The sequence below is a fragment of the Microbacterium sp. GXF0217 genome (assembly GCF_054798195.1).
In genome coordinates this window covers 404727-422825 of sequence record NZ_JBSJZG010000003.1, presented here as the reverse complement: position 1 = coordinate 422825, position 18099 = coordinate 404727, and the positions used below count along the sequence as shown (strand labels likewise).

The 18099-nt window shown below is 69.2% G+C and carries 15 protein-coding genes, 1 pseudogene and 1 riboswitch; of the genes and pseudogenes, 12 read left to right on the top strand and 4 right to left on the bottom strand.

The window, feature by feature from the left end; all coding sequences use genetic code 11:
- Window positions 1–215 precede the first annotated feature (215 nt).
- The 6 genes from ACWAT3_RS08135 to ACWAT3_RS08110 all read left to right on the top strand — a co-directional run bounded on the left by ACWAT3_RS08135 (window position 216) and on the right by ACWAT3_RS08110 (window position 5215).
- A complete protein-coding gene (locus tag ACWAT3_RS08135) occupies window positions 216–1079 on the top strand; it encodes an Fpg/Nei family DNA glycosylase (protein WP_460797396.1) in 864 nt (287 codons plus the stop codon).
- Window positions 1080–1127: 48 nt separating this feature from the next.
- A riboswitch (FMN riboswitch) is annotated at window positions 1128–1273 on the top strand.
- Window positions 1274–1327: 54 nt separating this feature from the next.
- Window positions 1328–2365 carry a bifunctional diaminohydroxyphosphoribosylaminopyrimidine deaminase/5-amino-6-(5-phosphoribosylamino)uracil reductase RibD gene (ribD, locus tag ACWAT3_RS08130; protein WP_460797393.1) on the top strand — a complete coding sequence of 346 codons (1038 nt, stop codon included), beginning with the start codon at window positions 1328–1330 and terminating at the stop codon, window positions 2363–2365.
- Entirely contained in the window at window positions 2365–3000 is a 636-nt protein-coding gene (locus tag ACWAT3_RS08125) for a riboflavin synthase (RefSeq protein ID WP_460797391.1), read from the top strand. The genes ribD and ACWAT3_RS08125 overlap by 1 nt, the downstream gene beginning before the upstream one ends.
- Window positions 2997–4271 (top strand): GTP cyclohydrolase II, encoded by a 1275-nt coding sequence (ribA, locus tag ACWAT3_RS08120; RefSeq protein ID WP_460797389.1) that lies wholly within the window; start codon window positions 2997–2999, stop codon window positions 4269–4271. Before ACWAT3_RS08125 ends, ribA begins: the two co-directional genes overlap by 4 nt.
- Complete coding sequence (gene ribH / locus ACWAT3_RS08115; RefSeq protein WP_460797387.1) at window positions 4268–4756, top strand: 6,7-dimethyl-8-ribityllumazine synthase; 489 nt, start codon at window positions 4268–4270, stop codon at window positions 4754–4756. Before ribA ends, ribH begins: the two co-directional genes overlap by 4 nt.
- A 99-nt stretch (window positions 4757–4855) precedes the next feature.
- Window positions 4856–5215: a Fe-S protein gene (locus ACWAT3_RS08110; RefSeq protein WP_460797385.1), complete on the top strand. Its 360-nt coding sequence runs from the start codon at window positions 4856–4858 to the stop codon at window positions 5213–5215.
- Between the two features lie 34 nt (window positions 5216–5249).
- On the opposite strand, the gene ACWAT3_RS08105 is transcribed toward ACWAT3_RS08110, so the two are convergent.
- The gene (locus ACWAT3_RS08105) at window positions 5250–6242 is read right to left on the bottom strand and encodes a LacI family DNA-binding transcriptional regulator (protein WP_460797745.1); all 993 of its coding nucleotides are present in this window, start codon (window positions 6240–6242) and stop codon (window positions 5250–5252) included.
- 160 nt (window positions 6243–6402) lie between these two features.
- Here ACWAT3_RS08105 and ACWAT3_RS08100 point away from each other — a divergent pair, with 160 nt between their 5' ends.
- The 5 genes and pseudogenes from ACWAT3_RS08100 (at window position 6403) to ACWAT3_RS08080 (ending at window position 12283) form a co-directional block, all read left to right on the top strand.
- Entirely contained in the window at window positions 6403–7320 is a 918-nt protein-coding gene (locus ACWAT3_RS08100) for a carbohydrate ABC transporter permease (RefSeq protein ID WP_460797382.1), read from the top strand.
- A 1-nt stretch (window position 7321) separates the two neighbouring features.
- Window positions 7322–8212 carry a carbohydrate ABC transporter permease gene (locus tag ACWAT3_RS08095; protein WP_460797380.1) on the top strand — a complete coding sequence of 297 codons (891 nt, stop codon included), beginning with the start codon at window positions 7322–7324 and terminating at the stop codon, window positions 8210–8212.
- A 44-nt stretch (window positions 8213–8256) separates the two neighbouring features.
- A complete protein-coding gene (locus tag ACWAT3_RS08090; RefSeq protein WP_460797378.1) occupies window positions 8257–9609 on the top strand; it encodes an ABC transporter substrate-binding protein in 1353 nt (450 codons plus the stop codon).
- Window positions 9610–9685: 76 nt separating this feature from the next.
- Window positions 9686–11422, top strand: coding sequence for a glycoside hydrolase family 35 protein (locus ACWAT3_RS08085; protein WP_460797376.1), 1737 nt, complete (start codon window positions 9686–9688; stop codon window positions 11420–11422).
- Between the two features lie 91 nt (window positions 11423–11513).
- Window positions 11514–12283 (top strand): annotated as a pseudogene (locus ACWAT3_RS08080) (MFS transporter).
- 12 nt (window positions 12284–12295) lie between these two features.
- On the opposite strand, the gene ACWAT3_RS08075 reads toward ACWAT3_RS08080, so the two are convergent.
- The gene (locus ACWAT3_RS08075) at window positions 12296–13327 is read right to left on the bottom strand and encodes an LD-carboxypeptidase (protein ID WP_460797374.1); all 1032 of its coding nucleotides are present in this window, start codon (window positions 13325–13327) and stop codon (window positions 12296–12298) included.
- A 93-nt stretch (window positions 13328–13420) separates the two neighbouring features.
- Here ACWAT3_RS08075 and ACWAT3_RS08070 point away from each other — a divergent pair, with 93 nt between their 5' ends.
- Window positions 13421–13627, top strand: coding sequence for an AsnC family protein (locus ACWAT3_RS08070; RefSeq protein WP_460797372.1), 207 nt, complete (start codon window positions 13421–13423; stop codon window positions 13625–13627).
- Window positions 13628–13705: 78 nt separating this feature from the next.
- On the opposite strand, the gene ACWAT3_RS08065 is transcribed toward ACWAT3_RS08070, so the two are convergent.
- Together ACWAT3_RS08065 and ACWAT3_RS08060 are read right to left on the bottom strand one after the other, a co-directional pair.
- On the bottom strand, window positions 13706–14533 hold the full coding sequence (locus ACWAT3_RS08065; RefSeq protein ID WP_460797370.1) for an HNH endonuclease family protein: 828 nt from the start codon (window positions 14531–14533) through the stop codon (window positions 13706–13708).
- A 133-nt stretch (window positions 14534–14666) separates the two neighbouring features.
- The gene (locus ACWAT3_RS08060; protein WP_460797368.1) at window positions 14667–18098 is read right to left on the bottom strand and encodes a hypothetical protein; all 3432 of its coding nucleotides are present in this window, start codon (window positions 18096–18098) and stop codon (window positions 14667–14669) included.
- Window position 18099 lies beyond the last annotated feature (1 nt).

Below are 18099 nucleotides of genomic sequence, written 5' to 3'. Positions count from 1 at the left end.
GCTTATGCCGCGCCTCCGACATCGGGACTCCGGCTGAGGCGCCGGAGCTCGGACGACCGGCACTCCGCACGGTCGGGACGACGGGTCCGGCCGCATAGGATGCCGGGAGACGACAGTCATGCCATCTGGGGCATCTACCGGGGTGAGGTGTCCTCTCGGCCCGTTGCCGCGTCGCACGCCGTGACAACGTCGGATGCCGGTGACAGGATGACCTCATGCCTGAGATGCCGGAGGTCCAGGGGCTCGTCGACTTCCTCGGCGAGCGCGCGACGGATCGCACGATCACGAAGACGAGCGTCGGGGCGATCGCGGCGCTGAAGACGTTCGACCCGCCGAACACGGCGCTGCACGGGGCGACCATCACGAGCGCCGCGCGGCACGGCAAGTTCATCGATCTCGCATGCGGCGACGACCTGCACCTCGTGTTCCATCTCGCGAAGGCGGGCTGGCTGCGGTGGTACGACGAGCTGCCGACCACCCTCATCAAGCCGGGCAAGAGCCCCATCGCGCTCCGCGTCGCCCTCGATGACGGCAGCGGGTTCGATCTGACCGAGGCCGGCACCAAGAAGTCGCTCGCCGTCTACGTCGTCCGCGACTCGCAGGACGTCCCCGGTATCGCACGCCTCGGACCCGATCCGCTCACGCCGGACTTCTCCCGCGACGTGTTCGCTGGCCTGCTCGCCGGGCGGCGCACGCAGATCAAGGGGCTCCTGCGCGACCAGGGCGTGATCGCCGGCATCGGGAACGCCTACAGCGACGAGATCCTGCACGCCGCGCGCATGTCGCCCTACGCGATCGCCGCGACCCTCGACGACGGCGAGATCGACCGGCTGTACGCCGCCACGCAGGACACGCTGCGCGATGCCGTCGCCGAGGCCTCTGGCAAGCCGCCGGCCGACCTCAAGGACGCCAAGCGCCGGGGCATGCAGGTGCACGCGCGCCGCGGTGAGACGTGCCCGGTGTGCGGCGACACCGTACGCAGCGTGTTCTTCGCCGACCGGTCGCTCGAGTACTGCCCGACCTGTCAGACCGGCGGCAAGGTGCTCGCGGACCGCCGGCTGTCCCGGCTGCTGAAGTAGTCACGGAATGAAATGCGCTCAGGCGCGTTGACTACACTCAGAGCAGCACACGTGCTCCGGGGTCGGTGAGAATCCGAACCGGCGGTGACAGTCCGCGAACGCCTCGGTTCATCCGAGGCGCCGATCCGGTGGAATTCCGGTACCGACGGTGATGCGAGAATTCTCTCGCTAGTCCGGATAGGAGGCAGCACGGGGCGCGCACGCGCGTCCTCGGCCACCCCGGGAAACCTTGAACAAGAGGATGACCGATGGCAGTGACCGAGTCAGAGCACCGGGCGATGACCCGCGCGCTCGAACTCGCCCTCCGCGGCCCCCGAGGAGCGAACCCGCAGGTCGGGGCCGTTCTCCTCTCCCCCACCGGCGACGTCATCGCCGAGGGGTGGCACCAGGGGGCCGGCACCGCGCACGCCGAGGTCGACGCCCTCTCGAAGCTCGCACCGGGTGCGGCGCGCGGAGCCACCGCCGTCGTCACGCTCGAGCCCTGCAACCACACCGGACGCACCGGGCCGTGCGCCCTCGCACTGATCGACGCCGGCGTCAGCCGCGTCGTCTACGCGCTGGATGACCCCGGAGCCGTCTCCGGGGGCGGCGCCGACCGACTGCGTGCCGCCGGCATCGAGGTCGAAGCCGGTGAGCAGGCGGATGCCGCGCGCGACGTCATCGCCGGCTGGCTGACCGCCCAGCGGCTGGGCCGCCCGCACGTCACCGTGAAGTGGGCGCAGAGCCTGGACGGCCGCGCCGCGGCGGACGATGGCACCAGCCAATGGATCACCGGCCCCGCGGCGCGTGCGGATGTGCACCGTCGCCGCGCAGCATCCGGAGCGATCGTCGTCGGAACGGGCACGCTGCTCGCCGACGACCCGTCGCTGACCGCACGCGACGGCGACGCCCTGCTTCCCGACCAGCCGGTGCCTGTCGTGATCGGCGCGCGCGGGATCCCTGCGGATGCCGCGATCCAGCACCACCCGCATGCGCCGCTGCACTTCGACACGCATGATCTGCACGTCGTCCTCGCCGACCTGCACCGCCGCGGCATCCAGCGGGTCTTCATCGAGGGCGGGCCGACCCTCGCCAGCGCCTTCCTGGCCGCAGGGCTGGCCGACGAGATCCTCGTCTACGTCGCCCCTGTCCTGCTCGGCGGTGCACGCCTCGCCCTCACCGACATCGGCGTGAACACGATCGTCGACGCACGACGACTCGCCGTCGACGAGTGGGTGCCCCTCGGGCCCGACCTGCTCGTCATCGCCCGCCCTGTCGCCCGAGACTCAACGGAAGAAGGAAGCTGATGTTCACCGGAATCATCACCGAGATCGGCGAGATCACCGCGATCGCCCCGTCCGGAGACGGCTGGCGTCTCACGGTGCGCGCACCGGGCGCCGCCGCTGATGCCGTGCACGGCGAGTCCATCGCGGTCTCCGGCGTCTGCCTGACGGTCGTCGACTCCACGCCGGAGACCTTCGACGCTGATGTCATGAAGCAGACTCTCGATGTCTCGGCGCTGGCCTCGGCATCCGTCGGCACGACCGTCAACATCGAGAAGGCGATGCCGGTCGGCGCACGGCTGGGCGGACACATCGTGCAGGGGCACGTCGACGGCATCGGGCGCATCGTCGAGGTGCGGCCCGGCGATCAGTGGAGCGTCCTGCGAGTCGCGCTCCCCGCCGACCTCGCCCCGCTCGTCGTCGACAAGGGATCGATCTCGATCGACGGCACCTCGCTCACGGTGAGCGCAGTGAGCCCCGCGACCGGCGACGCGACTGAGCACTGGCTCGAGGTGTCGCTGATCCCTGAGACGCTCGCGGCCACGACGCTCGGATCCCGCGTCGTCGGCGACGTCGTGAACCTCGAGACCGACATCCTCGCCCGTCACGTCGAGCGTCTGCTCGCGTTCCGTTCTGCTCCGGAAGGAGGCTCGCGATGAGCCTTGCCACCATTCCCGCGGCCCTGGATGCCCTGCGCGCCGGCCGTCCAGTGATCGTCGCGGACGATGAGAACCGCGAGAACGAGGGCGACGTCATCCTGTCCGCCGAGCTCGCCACTCCGGAATGGGTCGCGTGGACCGTGCGCTGGTCGTCCGGTTTCATCTGCGCGCCGATGCCCACCGACCTCGCCGACCAGCTGAACCTGCCGCCCATGGTCGAGGCCAACGAGGACGCCCGCTCGACCGCGTACACGGTCAGCGTGGATGCGGCGGAGGGCGTGACCACCGGCATCAGCGCGCACGACCGCGCGCACACCCTGAACGTCCTGGCGAACCCGGGCTCGACGCCGACGAGCATCATCCGCCCCGGTCACGTCCTGCCGCTGCGCGCCGTCGACGGCGGCGTCCGCGAGCGCAGCGGGCACACCGAGGCCGCGGTGGAGCTGATGAAGCTCGCCGGGCTCCGCCCCGTCGGCGCGATCGCCGAGATCGTCGCCGAGGACGGCAGCATGATGCGCCTGCCTGGCCTCCTCGAGCTCGGCGAGCGCGACGGCATCCCCGTCATCACGATCGAGCAGCTCATCTCCTACCTGAACGAGGTCGATCCCCGGGAGGCGTCACCGACGGCATCCGCTGCGGGAAAGCGCAGGGTGAGCCTTCGTGCGGACGCCACCGTCCCCACCGCGCACGGCACGTTCCGCTTCCTCGCGTACAAGGACCGCGTCACCGGCACCGACCACATCGCGGTCGTCTCGGGCGAACCGGGCGAGACCGCGCTGGTGCGCGTGCACTCGGAGTGCCTCACCGGCGAGGCGTTCGGGTCGCTCAAGTGCGAATGCGGTCCGCAGCTGGATGCCGCGCTGGACGCGATCGAGAAGGACGGCGGCGTCGTCATCTACATGCGCGGCCACGAGGGCCGCGGCATCGGCCTGATCAACAAGCTGCGCGCGTACAGCCTGCAGGAGGAGGGGCTCGACACCGTCGACGCCAATCTGGCTCTCGGGCTGCCGGCCGATGCCCGCGAGTACGCGGCCGCCGCCGGCATCCTCAGCGATCTCGGCATCGCCAGGGTGCGCCTGCTCACCAACAACACCGACAAGGTGAAGCAGCTGCGCGAGCTCGGACTGGATGTCGTCGAGCAGGTGCCGCTGATCGTCGGCGTCGGCCCCAACAACCACCAGTACCTCGAGACCAAACGAGACCGGATGGGTCACATCATCGGAGAGGCGGAGCTCGCCGAGGCTCTCGCCGACGGAAAGGACCACGCATGAGCGGCGCAGGAGCCCCGACGACGCAGGAGCCGATCGACGCGACAGGACTGAACGTCGTCGTCATCGCCGGAACCTGGCACGACACCATCACCGACGGCCTGATCGCCGGCGCCGAGCGCACGCTCAACGCCGCGCACGCCACGCACCGACTCGAGCGCGTTCCTGGCTCGTTCGAGCTGGCGCTGGCCGCGCAGGCGGCCTTCGCCGGAGGAGCGGATGCCGTCGTCGCCCTCGGCGTCATCATCCGCGGCGGAACGCCGCATTTCGAGTACGTCTCGGCCGCGACGACCGACGGGCTCACCCGGGTGTCGTTGGATGCGGGCAAGCCGGTCGGCTTCGGGGTGCTCACGCTGGACGACGAGCAGCAGGGACTCGATCGCGCAGGCCTCGACGGCTCCAAGGAGGACAAGGGCGCCGAGGCCGCGGATGCGGCGCTGCGCACGGCGCTGCTGGTGCGCACGCTTCGACAGGCTCAGGGAGCTTAGCGAGAGGCTCAGGGAGCTTAGCGAGAGGCCGGGGGCTCAGCGGGAGGTCAGGGGAGCCTACCTGGCGGGGGGCTGTGCCACCCGCGTACCCTGAGCGCCATGGAGACCCTGCGCCACATTGTTCTGTTCATCCACCTGATCGGATTCGCGACGCTGTTCGGCGCGTGGGCGACGCAGGCGTTCGGCGGGAAGCGCGAGCTGACCAAGCTGATGGACTACGGCCTGCTGGTCGCGGGTCTCGCGGGGCTCGCCCTGGCAGCGCCGTGGGGCCTGCCCGACGGCGTCGAGATGAACTACGCGAAGATCGGCACCAAGTTCATCGTTCTGATCGCGATCGGCGCGCTGCTCGGAATCGGCCGAGCCAAGCAGCGCAAGACGGGGTCCGTGCCGCCCGCGATCTTCTGGCTCGTCGGCATCCTGACCCTGGTCAACGCCGGCATCGCCGCGATCTGGCGTTGACGCCGCTCGACGGCTGAGGTGTTTCGACGCGCGCTCAGCGAGCGAGCGCGCGCGGAGGCGTCGTGCTCTCGCGGACGACGAGCTCTGTGCCGATGAGCGGCATCGAGGTCGTGCTCTCTCCGTCCAGCTCAGCGATCAGCAGATCGACCGCCGCCGCACCGACGCGCTCCGGATGCTGCTGCACGGTCGTCAGCGGCGGCCACAGCTGCGCGGCATCCGGCAGGCCGTCGAAGCCGACGATGCTGACGTCCCCCGGCACATCGCGGCCCACCTCGCGGAACGCCCGAAGGACGCCGATCGCCATCTGGTCGTTCGCGGCGAAGACGGCGGTCACGTCCACCTCGTCGCGCAGCCGGACCCCGGCCTGATAACCCGAATCCGCTGACCAGTCCCCCACGAGGGCGTCGGGGACGCGGCATCCGCGCTCCTCCAGCGTCTCCTGCCACGACTGCCGTCGGCGCTCGGCCGAATAGGACTTCTCCGGCCCGGCGACGTGCCACACCGTCGCGTGCCCGAGATCGAGCAGATGCTCGGTCGCGAGTCGTGCGCCCTGCGCCTGGTCGGTGTCGACGAACGGCCGTGTGGTCTCGCGACTCGAGTCGACGAAGACCACAGGGACGCCGGCGGGGATCTCCACCGCCGACTCATCCAGCTGATGCGCCTCGAGGACGATAACGATGCCGTCGACCGCGTGCTCCTCGAGCCGACGGAAGGCCCCGGCTACGGTCTCGGTCGCGCTGGACTCGATCGGAATGAGCGTGAGCGCATACCCCGTCTGCGCTGCACGGACCGCGATCGCGTCGAGCGTGCGCTGATTGCCGTACGAGCTGAACGAGAACATGACGACGCCGATCGCACGGAACCGTCCGGAGCGCAGAGCCCGCGCTGCGCTGTTGGGTCGATAACCCAGGCGCTGCATGGCCTCTTCGACCCGTGTGCGCGTCGAGGCGCCGACGTACCCTCGCGCGTTCACGACGCGGGACACGGTCTGCCCTGAGACGCCGGCCTCTCGGGCGACGTCCTCCATCGACGGTTCACGCCTGCGCTGCGGCGACTCTGCCGGGAGCTCTGGGGACACGATCACTCATCCGTTCATGTGTTGACGTTGACACACTAGCATCGAATCACGTATGTTGACGTTGACATATGGCGCAGGTCGCGCCCCACCACCGTAAGAAGGTTCGTCGATGACGACACAGCTCGCCGCAGCGCCAGCGGCCACCGGCATCCCACGCCGCGAACGACGCGACTGGAAGGGATGGGCCTTCGTCGGCCCGTTCATGGTCGTGTTCGCCCTGGTCTTCCTCACCCCGCTGCTCTATGCGCTTTACCTGAGCTTCTTCCAGGACAAGCTCATCGGCGGCACCGCATTCGTCGGCTTCGACAACTACGTGCGCGCTCTGAGCGATCCGCAGTTCTGGGAGGCGTTCGGCCGGGTCGCGATCTTCCTCGTGGTCCAGGTGCCGATCATGCTCGTGCTCGCGCTGGGCGCAGCGCTCGCGCTGGACAGCGCGCGGCTGCGCGGAGCCTCGTTCTTCCGCATCCTGATCTTCCTCCCCTATGCCGTGCCGGCCGTGGTCGCCGTGCTCATGTGGGGATACATCTACGGCGACCAGTTCGGTCTGACCGCGAACATCAACGACTTCCTCGGCATCCAGGCGCTCACGCCGTTCGCGAAGGAATGGATGCTGGTCTCGATCGGAAACATCGTCACGTGGGAGTTCGTCGGCTACAACATGCTGATCTTCTACTCCTCCCTGAAGACCATCCCGACCGACATGTACGAAGCCGCGGCGCTCGACGGCGCTGGCGCCTGGCGGACGATCTTCTCGATCAAGATCCCCTCGGTGCGCGGCGCACTCGTGATCGCCACGATCTTCTCGATCATCGGCAGCTTCCAGCTCTTCAACGAGCCGAACATCCTGCGCCCGCTCGCACCGAACGTCATCACCACCTACTTCACGCCGAACATGTACGCGTACAACCTGTCCTTCGCCGGACAGCAGTTCAACTACTCGGCCACCATCGCGATCATCATGGGCGTCATCACCGCCGTGATCGCCTACGTCGTGCAGCTGCGCGGCTCGAACCCGGAGGTGCGCTGAGATGGCTCTCCCCCTCGCACGCGACAAGCGGATCGCGAACGACCCGCTGAACCCGCGCAAGTCCAAGACGCTGCTGATCGTCATGATCGTGTACGCGCTCTACACGCTGATCCCGCTGGTGTGGCTGCTGTTCGCCTCGACCAAGACCCAGTCCGGCCTGTTCAGCTCGTTCGGCCTGTGGTTCGCGGACGACTTCGCGTTCTTCGACAACCTCGTGGAGACCTTCACGTACCGCGACGGCATCTTCCTGCGCTGGCTCGGCAACACTCTGCTGTACGTCGTCGTCGGTGCGGGCGGTGCCACGCTGCTCGCGACCCTGGCCGGCTACGGGCTCGCCAAGTACCGCTTCCCCGGTCGCCGCGCGGTCTTCGCGATCGTGCTCGGCGCCGTGGCCGTGCCCGGAACAGCTCTGGCTGTGCCGACGTTCCTGCTGTTCAGCGAGCTGGGACTCACGAACACGCCGTGGGCAGTGATCATCCCGTCGCTCATCAGCCCGTTCGGGCTCTACCTGATCTGGGTGTTCGCCTCCGAGTCCGTGCCGACCGAACTGCTGGAGGCGGCGCGCATCGACGGTGCTGGTGAGTTCCGGACGTTCTTCACGATCTCGATCCGTCTGCTCGCGCCCGGCATCGTGACGGTTGCTCTGTTCACGGTCGTCGCGACCTGGAACAACTATTTCCTGCCGCTGATCATGCTCTCGGACCCGGCCTGGTACCCCCTGACCGTCGGCCTCAACCAGTGGAGCGCGCAGGCGATCGGGGCCGGGTCCCAGCCGATCTACAACCTCGTGATCATGGGTTCGCTCATCACGATCATCCCGATCGTGATCGCCTTCCTCCTGCTGCAGCGCTTCTGGCAGTCCGGTCTGACCGCCGGCAGCGTCAAGCAGTGATCGACTTCCCCTGAATGCACCACACAGAAAGTAAGGACACAGCAATGAAGCACCTTCCCTCCCCCGCCATCCGGCGGGCGCTGACGATGGTCGCCGCTGGCACGGTCGCCGCCGTCGCCCTCGCCGGCTGCAGCACCGGCGGCGACGCCGGCGGCGGAACCGGCGACGGGTCGTTCGACTCCGTCGAGGCCGCGCTCGAAGCCGGTGGCGAGATCACGTACTGGTCGTGGACCCCGTCCGCCGAGGCGCAGGTCGAGGCGTTCGAGAAGGAGTACCCGAACGTCACCGTCAACGTCGTCAACGCCGGCACCAACAACGACGAGTACACGAAGCTGCAGAACGCGATCAAGGCCGGCTCAGGAGCCCCCGACGTCGTGCAGGTCGAGTACTACGCCCTTCCGCAGTTCTCCCTCACCGACGCCTTCGTCGACCTGTCGCAGTACGGCTTCGGCGAGTTCGAGGACGACTACACGGCTTCCACGTGGAACTCCGTGACGGACGGCGACGCGATCTACGGCCTGCCGCAGGACTCCGGGCCCATGGCGCTGTTCTACAACAAGTCCGTCTTCGACGAGCTCGGCCTCGCCGTCCCGACCACATGGGACGAGTACTACGAGGCGGCCAAGGCGATCCACGCCGCCGACCCGACGAAGTACATCACGAACGACATCGGCGACGCCGGTTTCGCGACGAGCATGATCTGGCAGGCCGGCGGCCAGCCGTTCGCCACGGACGGCACCGATGTCACCATCGATCTGGCCGACGAAGGCTCGCAGAAGTGGACGGAGAACTGGAACCGTCTGATCGCAGAGGACCTCATCGCCCCCACCGGCAGCTGGAGCGACGAGTGGTTCCGCGGTCTCGGCGACGGCAGCATCGCGACGCTCGTGATCGGCGCCTGGATGCCGGGCAACCTGATCTCCGGCGCTCCGGACGGCGCCGGCGACTGGCGTGTCGCCCCGATGCCGACCTACGACGGCCAGCCGGCCAGCGCCGAGAACGGCGGCGGCGGTCAGGCCGTGACGAAGCAGAGCGAGAACCCGGAGCTCGCCGCCGGATTCCTGTGGTGGCTGAACAACAGCGAGGACAGCATCGACATCTTCCTCGAGTCCGGCGGATTCCCATCGACCACCGCCGAGCTCGCCGACGAGGAATTCCTCGCGGACGCTCCGGAGTACTTCGGCGGCCAGAAGATCAACGAGGTGCTCGCTGCGGCAGCGGACGACGTGGTCGAGGGCTGGAACTACCTGCCCTACCAGGTCTACGCGAACAGCATCTTCGGCGACACCGTCGGCCAGTCCTACCAGAACGGGACCGACCTGAACGACGGCCTCGCGGACTGGCAAGACGCGCTCGTGCAGTACGGCAATGAGCAGGGCTTCTCCGTCAACAAGTGATATTCAGGTTCGGGGTGCGGATGCTCGGTCCTCGAGCATCCGCACCCCGATCCACCTCTCTCCGAAAGCACGGCACGTGACCACCTTCTCCATCGGCGACACCGACTTCCTCCGCGACGGCGCACCCCACCGCATCCTCTCCGGGGCACTGCACTACTTCCGCGTGCACCCCGACCAGTGGCAGGACCGCATCCGCAAGGCCCGGCTGATGGGGCTCAACACGATCGAGACGTACGTCGCGTGGAACGCGCACGAGCCGCGACGCGGCGAGTGGGATGCCACCGGATGGAACGATCTCGGTCGCTTCCTCGACCTGATCGCCGCCGAGGGCATGGACGCGATCGTCCGCCCCGGCCCGTACATCTGCGCCGAATGGCACAACGGCGGCCTGCCGACCTGGGTCGACGCCGACGAGCGCACGCTGCGCTCCTCCGACCCGGCCTACCTCGCCGACGTCACCCGATTCCTCGAGCGCGTGTACGAGATCGTGGCACCGCGGCAGATCCATCGCGCGGGCTCTGTCGTGCTCGTGCAGATCGAGAACGAGTACGGCGCCTACGGCTCTGACAAGGCTTACCTCGCCGAACTCGTCCGGGTGACGCGCGCCGCCGGCATCGAGGTGCCGTTGACGACCGTCGACCAGCCCACCGACCAGATGCTCGACGACGGCAGCCTGCCGGAGCTGCACAAGACCGGTTCGTTCGGCTCCCGCAGCACCGAGCGCCTGGAGACGCTGCGCAGGCATCAGCGCACCGGCCCGCTGATGTGCTCGGAGTTCTGGGACGGCTGGTTCGACTGGTGGGGTGGAGTGCACCACACGACGGATGTCGCCGCCGCGGCCGGCGACCTCGACGCGCTGCTCGCCGCCGGCGCATCGGTCAACATCTACATGTTCCACGGCGGGACCAACTTCGGTCTCACCAACGGCGCCAACCACAAGGGCCGCTATCTGCCGCTGGCGACCTCCTACGACTACGACGCCCCGCTGAATGAAGCGGGCGATCCGACGGCGAAGTTCTTCGCTCTGCGCGACGTCATCGCCAAGTACGCCCCCGTCCCCGCCGAGGTCCCGCCCGCAGCGCAGCCCGCCCCCGAGCTCTCCGTCGACCTGCGGCCCGCAGGCACGTGGACGGATGCTGCGGCCACCGCCCCGGCATCCGACGCCCCTGTCTCGTTCGACGACCTCGGTCACCTCAGCGCGCTCGTGCGCTACGACGCCGAGCTGCCCGCCGGCTTCACCGGCGGCCTCCTGCAAGTCGACGAGGAGATCCGCGACCTCGCCTGGGTGAGCGTCGACGGCCAGCGCGTCGGGACGCTCTCGCGGACCCGCCACGATCGCGCGATCGTACTGCCGGCGGGGCAGCGGCTCAGCATCCTCGTCGAAGACCAGGGCCGCGTGAACTACGACCATCGCCTCGGCGAGCACAAGGGCATGATCACGACGCCCCTGCTCGACGGCGCACCGCTCGTCGGCTGGACCTCCACGGCTCTGGACGTGGCGGAGATCGCGACGGCCGTCGCGGACGGCGCCGTCGCGGACGGCGATGGTCCTGTCGCGTACGTCGGAGAATTCGCCCTGGACGCCGCGTCCGATCTGTTCCTGGACACCTCGTCGTGGAGCAAGGGCTACGCGTTCGTGAACGGCTTCTTCCTGGGGCGCTACTGGCGCAACGGGCCGCAGACGACGCTCTTCGTCCCTCGGCCCGCGACCGTCCAGGGCGAGAACCGCATCGTGGTGCTCGAGCTCGAGAACGTGCTCGCGCCGGTCGCGTCCTTCGTCGCCGAGGCGTCGCTGGGCGACCTCAGCGAGTGACGCGACGACGCGAGATCCCACAGCGAATGCACAGCCGGGCGTAAATTCCGGTGTGCTCTTTTCCCGTTCGGGCACACCGGAGGAATCCCTGATGAGTTCAGTCACCAAGCCGGCGAACCCCCGCTCGCGCGTCATCACCGCGAGCCTGGTCGGCACCACCATCGAGTTCTAAGACTTCTACGCGTACGCGACGGCCGCGGTTCTCGTCTTCCCCGTCCTGTTCTTCCCCAGCGACAACGACACCGCGTCGCTGCTGGCCTCGTTCGCCGTGTTCGGCGCCGCCATGGTCGCGCGCCCCATCGGCGCCGTCGTGTTCGGCCACTTCGGCGACAGGTACGGCCGCAAGGCGACGCCGACTTCGTGCTCATGCAGATCATCGGCGTGGTGTTCTTCGGCATCTTCGCCCTGCTGTCGGGGCCGATCGCGGATGCCATCGGCCGGCGCAAGCTGCTGCTGTGGACGACGGGCGCGATCATCGTTTTCGGTCTCCTGTTCAACGTGTTCCTGCTCCCCCAGGCCGACCCGAAGTTCACCGGCGCGCTCACGCAGGCGTTCCTCATCTTCGGCTTCGTGCTGATGGGCACGACCTTCGGACCGATGGGTGCGCTGCTGCCGGAGCTCTTCCCGACCAACGTCCGGTACCCGGGCTCGGCGATCGCCTACAACGTGTCGTCGATCCTCGGTGCGGCCGTGGCGCCGTTCATCGCCGTCGCCCTGTGGGCGCTCGTGGACGGTCAGCCCTGGCTCGTCGGCGTGTACCTGTCGTCGATGGGCGTGCTGACGTTCATCGCGCTGATCTTCACGCCGGAGACCAAGGACCACGACTACGAATCCGATCTCGGAGTGGGCGCCGCGCTGTAGCGTCGATCCGCGTCAGTAGCGCGCGGAGATCCTGCGGGACCTGCCGTCGAGCACCATGGTGCCGCCGTACGGCAGGATCCACTGCGGTCTGGTGTGCCCGAAGGGCACCCCGACGCAGACGACCGCCTCCGGGTTGTAGCGCGCGATCGTCTCGATCACGGCATCCCGCTGCGCATCTCGGAGCGCACGGGCCTCGGCATCCGTCGGGTGAAACTCGAAGTCGCTGACCGGTGGACGGGCGACGACGACACCCGCCGCAGCGCTCAGGATGCCGCGTTCGCCGAGTCCGCGCAGCCAGCGCGTCACCCAGCCGACGGACGGGCGCTCCTCGCTCGTCTCGATGAGGAGGATCGCGCCCTCGAGATCGGCTGCCGTCGGCAGCCGATCGACCCAGGCGATGCCGTCGAGCACCTCGAGGCAGCCGCCCCACGTCGGACCATCGACGCGCGAGGGCGGACCGGCCCACGTCCACGGTTCCGTCGCGGTGCGATCGCCGAACTCGGTCAGTGCTCGCGGGTCCGTCCAGCGTCGGCCCACGTCCTCCGACTCGCCTGGCTCGGTGATCTCGATCTCGCCCCGGTCGATCAGCGCGGCACGCAACGATGTCGCATGGATGTCGTCCACCGCGGGGCCCGGTCCCAGATGCACGGCCGTCGAGCCGCCGTAGTACCCGGCGATGCCGAGGCCCCACAGCCAGTTCAGGATGTTCGTGTTGTCGCTGTATCCGACGAACGGCTTCGGGTCGGCCAGGGCGAGGGCAGGGTCCAGGTGCGGGATCACGAGCATCTGATCGTCTCCGCCGATCGTCGCCAGGATGCCGCGGATCGACGGGTCTGCGAACGCGGCGTCGACATCTGCCGCCCGCGCCTCGGGGCTCGCATCGAGCAGCCGGGTGGTCGGGTACTCCACCGGAGCGAGCCCGGTGAGCTCGATCAATCGGCGCATGGCCTGGTCGTGCAGCGCCGGAGCGACGGCTGGTGCGGCGAAGGCCGGCGACAGCACGGCGACGCGGTCACCGGGTGCGAGCGGAGGCGGGATGATCATGAGTCCATCCCATCACGACATCGCTCGGTCGATCGTCAATAAAAGTTGACAGCAACTCTGACGTCAATATACCTTGACGATCAGGAGGTCATCATGAGCACCCGAACCGCGAACGCCACGGATCCGGCCGGTGAGCCGATCGCCGAACTGCACCGTCTCGCCCATATGCGCCGCGAGATCGCACGCTCCGAAGAGGCCCAGGTGCGCAGGGCGCGCACCGCCGGCTACTCGTGGCAGGCCATCGCGAGCGCACTCGGCGTCAGCAAGCAGGCCGCGCATCGCCGATTCGGGCGGTCGTAGCAGCGGGTCAGCAGGTCGGCCCGTCTGTCACCAGGCCGACGGGTCGGCGGGCGGTCACCAGGTCGGCGGGTCAGCAGGTCAGCAGGTCAGCAGCACGGCGCGGGCCGCTTCGCGGTCGCGATCGTCGATGCCGAGGGCGTACGCGCCCAGCACGGCGACCCACTGCTCGACATACGCGCAGCGCAGCGTCGGCTCCGGCGGCAGCCAGTCGGCCGGTCCAGACGCGCTCTTGGACTGGTTCGTGTGCTGCGCGGCCGCGACGAGATTCGCCGGATCGTTCGCGAACGCCGTGCGCTGGTCGTCGTTCCACGCCCACGCGCCGTGCTCCCATGCCCATCCGAGCGCGACGACGTGATCGATCTGCACGAGCACCGACGTGCTCTGACCCGATACGAACGCCGTTGCTGAGCCGTCGTACGGGTCGAGCAGGTCGCCGGTGAGCACCTTGCAGTCACGGGTCCCGGCCTTGAACACCGGATCCCGCAGATCGCGTCCCAGGATGTCGTTGCGGGTGTCGCAGCCGTTGCGGTCGACATCCGCCCAGCGCTGACCGAACAGATCGCGGTCGTAGTCGTACGGCGCATACCCCGAGACCGTCGCGAGGCCCGCGAGCGTCTCGAGCGCCGGCACGCCGGGTGCATCCGTCCGCACGGGGTCGGGATCGGAGGCCGCGGGAGGCCGCGTCTCCGCCGCCGAAGGAGTCGTCGCGGCATCCGGAGTCGGCCCCGCATCCGGGCTCTTCGCGGCATCCGGAGTCTCCGCGGCCGAGGGCTGCGTCGTCGGGTGCACTGAAGCTGGCCCGCCGGCGGCGGGCGAGGAGTTCGGGTTCGCGACGCCGATGCCGATCGCGACCGCCACGACGACGATCGCGGCGGCAACGCCCCACCAGAGAGTTCGCAGACGCACGGGCCTGCCGCGACGCCGGCCGCGACCCGTCGCTCGGCCTCCGCTCGGCGCGCGGGAGGGACGTGGCGGCGCGACGCGTCCTGGCGCAGGCGGATACGCCCCCGGCTCACGCGGGGGTGGAGCGGGCGCCACGTCAGACGCCGCTGTCGTACGTGTCGGGGTCGACCTCGATCGCCACCGCGCGGTGCGGTGCGTCCCACAGTCCGATCGCGGCGATCGGAAGGGGGCCGGCGACGTCCACGCGCCAGACCAGGTCGATCCCGGCGCGTCCCGAGCCGCGGAACGGCGCTGTCACGACCCTGGCGTCGTTGTGGAAGTCCAACTGACGCTCGAGCCGGTCCGGCAGGACGAGGTAGCTCGTGACGTTCTCATGGTGCCCCTCCTGCACCTGGCGCTGAGCGAGCCAGGTCGCACTGAGCGGCGTCACCGGCTCGCGGCGTCCGGCCAGGGAATCGAGGAGGAAGTCGTCCCAGGCGATGCCGTCGTCGCCGCCGACCGGGTCGGTCATCTGCGCGAGCGCGTGCAACGGGTTGTCGTCGATCGCCATGACCCGCGGCTTGCTGCCGTGCAACGAATGCCGCTGGATCTCCCCCATCAGCTCCCGCAGCCGAGGGGCGGCGACGCGGGTCAGGACCGATTCCTGGGACATGGCGTCGCGCAGCATCCGTCTGGCGTTGTTCGACGAGTGCGGGAGATCATCATCGAGGGCGCCGACACCGAAGGACGCTCCGTCCTGGCCGAGTTCGGCACCGACTTCGCGCACGAGGTCCCGGAAGGCATCCGCTCGCCAGCCGCGCCGGAGCAGGTGCTCTGTGGTCATCCGCCGCAGCCGGGTCGCGGCCGCGTAGTCGGTCTCGACGACGGTGCCGATGTTCATCGCGAACGGCAGCGATTCGCGTGCCACCTCGTAGTCCGGCTTCGACTCCCACTCCGGACGGATCGCCCACGGGTGGTGCACCGCTCTGGCGAGCAGATCGAGCCAGTCGACAGTCTGCCGATGCAGCGAGGACAACCGTGCGAGCTCGCGTCTGGCATGCCTAGATGCGTCCGAGATGTGCTCGAGGTGCGCGTGCGTGAGGTCGACGTGCCGCTGGAAGGTCGACCAGCCCCGATGGTAGGCGGCGAGGAATCCCACGGTCAGCATCGCACCGATCACGAGCGCAGCGGTGACGGTCATCCAGGTGTCCGGATACCAGAAGCCCACACCGCGCAGAGAATCCCGCAGCTGCGGGATGAGCAGCGGGAGCAGTTCGATCAGGGCGACAGCTCCGATGATCACGAGCCAGGAGATGAGCATGCGGCGGTGGAACGCCTTTCGCAGGCGGATCAGCTCGCCGGGCATCGGGGCACGCAGTCGATCGATCTCGCGCGCGTAGCGCGACACGGCCGCCTGCGCGGCGGTGCGGTCGGTGTTCAGCGCGGACAGCAGGCGCCACGTGAACGACCGGTCGCGTGCCACCGCCCAGCTGTCGTAGGAGGCAAGAGCGCCGTCGCGTCGTCGGCGCTCGTCCTCGGCGGCTCGTGCCCGGACTCCAGCGCCGTCGCGTCGCTCCCTGGCGTCTTCCCACTGCACGCGCATCTCGCGCTGCATCTGCTCGCGGTGCTCGCGATTCGCCGCCTGCTCCGGCGTCTCCGGTGCAGCCGCGACCGGAGGCGCCGGGGGTGCGGGCACCGGAGCTGCGGGTGCGGTCTCCGCCTCGGATGCCGCGGGCGGATCGGCGTCCTCTGCCTGGCCATCTGGCTCGGACGGGTCGCCGGATTCCTCCTGTGCGACCGGCAGCTGATGCGTGTCGTCCGATTCCGCGTCGGGCGCCGGGTGCGGAGCACCGGTGTCGGCGGCATCCGCACCTGTCGGCGCCTGAGCCTGCTCCTGCGTGTCGGCCGACGGTGCGGCGACCTCGACGGATTCGGATGCCGACTCGTCGGCCAGCACAGCCGGCCCCGCCGGAGCCTCGTCCTGCGCGATGGCCGCGGCGATCGTCGTCGTCCGCGGGGCCTGAGCCGAGACCGGTTCGGGAAGCAGCCGGAACGCGTGCTCTGCCGCGGCGACCTCGTTCGCCGCCTGCTGGGCCTCGCCCACGCCAGCGCTGGCCCAGGCGGCCAGATGCGTGCGGGGTTCGCCCGTGGCGAGGACATACCAGTCGACCGGAAGCGGGAGGTTCGCGGGACCGCCCTCGACCGTCCAGATGTCATCGGGGTCGGGGAACACGTCCGAGACCCGACCGAAGACCGGGACCTTCTCCTCGATCCTCTCGAATCCGAGCTCGGTGAGATCCGAGCTGCCGTCGAGGGAGCCGAACACGAGTTCGCGCAGGCGCGCCCACAGCCGCGGCGTCGTTCGCACGCTGCTCATGCCCACCGGGGCCGCCATCGCGGCGCGCGCCGTCTTCTCGGTGTCGAAGATCGCGTCACGGCGCGCGATGAGCCGCGCATCCCGCGCATCCAGGACCGCGTCGTAGTCCTGACCGACGATGTGCGTCCCGTCATCGGACTGCAGCTGACGCGTGAGCGCCCTGCCGGTCCGCGAGGTGATCCAGCGCCACGTCCAGCGCGGCATCGATGCGAGCTTGTCGACGCTGAACGACGAGAACCGCCCCAGCTGCTCGCCGATTCCGATGCGTCGACGGTCGGGCTCTCGCTCCTCGTCGATCGGGTGGAAGCTCAGCGCCCCCTGATCGAGCGACATCGACGCCTCGACCATCCGGTCGACGTAACCGGGGACCAGGTGGTCCTCGATGAAGGCCGTGCCCGTCGGCGGGGACCCTGCGCTCGGATCGATCAGCAGCGAATCGGCCCTGCTGGCCATGTCGAGCACCTGCGCGGCCGTCCGTCGCCCGAGAGCCTCGGTGATCACCGCGTTCACGAACACGCGCGACACCCACACGCTCTGATGACTGGACGCCTCACGCTGCACCAGTTCGAAGCTGCCGATGCCAGCGCCGTTCCAGAGCCCCGCGACGCTCGCGAGATGCATCAGGGCGAAGCCGACGAAGCGGTCGTTGTCTCGGACGAACGCATCTCCCGACCACGGGGTCGACCGGTCCTCCGGCGAGGCCACGACCACGGTGCCGTACTCGGAAGCCGCCCAATCGACGCGCTGCTGGAGTTGGAACTCGGTCGGCGCGCAGATCAGCGTGAGCCGACTGAGATCGGTCGGCTGATCCGCGATGCTCACCGACGGCACCGCCATCGGCATGGATTTGACGAGGTACTCCCCCACCTGTTCCGCGATCTCGTCCTGCTCGGCGTCGACCTCGCGCGACGGCACGGCCGAGCGGAGCTTGACCAGCCGCACGAGCGCGAGGCTCTCCCTGGCCAGCGTCTCGAACAGATCGACGTCGACCTCGGTCATCCGATGATCCCGGTCGAGCACGAGGATGCTCGCGCCGATGCGCGGCGGCCCCGACCGTGCACGACGCACGCTCTCGGGGCGCACCCAGAGGGCGGGTCCGAGCAGGCCCATCCGCGTCCACTCCCCGGCGAGCGCGAGCAGCGACTCCCCCTGCTGACCGCTGGGGAGCAGGATCACGCTGACCTTGCGATCAGGCCAGGACGAACGGACCACG